The following is a 1,057-nucleotide window of genomic DNA, read 5'->3' as shown; positions in this document are numbered from 1 at the left end:
CCTCCATTCCGCTCTTCCACATATTGGAATTATTCGCAATTCGTCGGGAATGTCATAATGTTCTTGTCAAATTCGGGAATGTTCTTGTCACCCGACAATACGAAATTATAAACTTCTTATCCTCTGAAACAATTTTCAGGTTAATCCGTCCAAAATCTTCGGCATCTTGTTGGACATACCAATAATACGACCTTCCGTTATGATTCAACTTACGTTTCCCCTTTGAATTAACTGCCCCCTGACTAAAAAGCAGCTGTAAATTGCTATTCCATATATTCAAGACAAAACAGCCACCAAACTAACCTGCCCTTTAACGTAACAAAGCCGCCGATCGTGTCGGCAGCTCCGTCATTCAACATAGTTCTCCGTTAGTTCAACGAAATATTTTTTATGTATCATTGTTCGTGACAAGTAGTGAAGTTGTTGGGGCAACCGTGACATGGGATGCAAGTACATATAGTGTTGATATCAGCACAACTGATTCAATAGTAAAGCAACTTTTTGATGAAAAAATAGTGACTAGTGGCGAAAAACGTTTTTTTACATACAATAATCCATATCTCATGTTAAGGAGCGATATAGATTTTTTAACAGGAGATAATTCAAAAGTCTTAGATAAGCTTTTACGCGTTACGAGCACTACAGATGCAGAATCGGTAAAAGTCACTTTTATGAATAATCCACGAAAAGCAGAATCGGTAATACTATTTGATACGAGTGATGCAAGACTTTATTCGAAGGGTGATATTTCATTAGAACAAATGGTTGATAAAATTAATGTTCAAGTCAATTATTTTCCGGTCAAGAACATTAAAGCATCCATTTCAAAAAAATGAAAAAGGTACAAATGATTGTCTGGTGAAAATAAAGTATTAGAGCAAATGTCTTGAGAGCACGCGGCTTTTATTTACAGAAAACCGTCAGACTCCGTAAAATATATATTAGACTGACCCTTCGAATCGAAACAGCGACAGCTAGGGACTAGAAAATAAAGTCCTAGACTGTCCCTGTTTTATTTAAGTATCGTTCTGCGTTAGCTCAATACCGTGGCACATAA

1 protein-coding gene is annotated in these 1,057 nt (G+C 36.8%); it reads left to right on the top strand.

Annotation, left to right across the window (positions count from 1 at the left end; genetic code table 11):
* Positions 1 to 404: 404 nt before the first annotated feature.
* A complete protein-coding gene (locus tag GC102_RS35235; protein ID WP_171693655.1) occupies positions 405 to 836 on the top strand; it encodes a hypothetical protein in 432 nt (143 codons plus the stop codon).
* Positions 837 to 1,057 lie beyond the last annotated feature (221 nt).

Origin of the sequence: Paenibacillus germinis (assembly GCF_013141785.1) — a bacterium.
Lineage (GTDB): Bacteria > Bacillota > Bacilli > Paenibacillales > NBRC-103111 > Paenibacillus_E > Paenibacillus_E phytorum.
The sequence above is the reverse complement of the archived record's forward strand: the minus strand, read 5'-3'. Positions and strand labels throughout refer to the sequence as shown.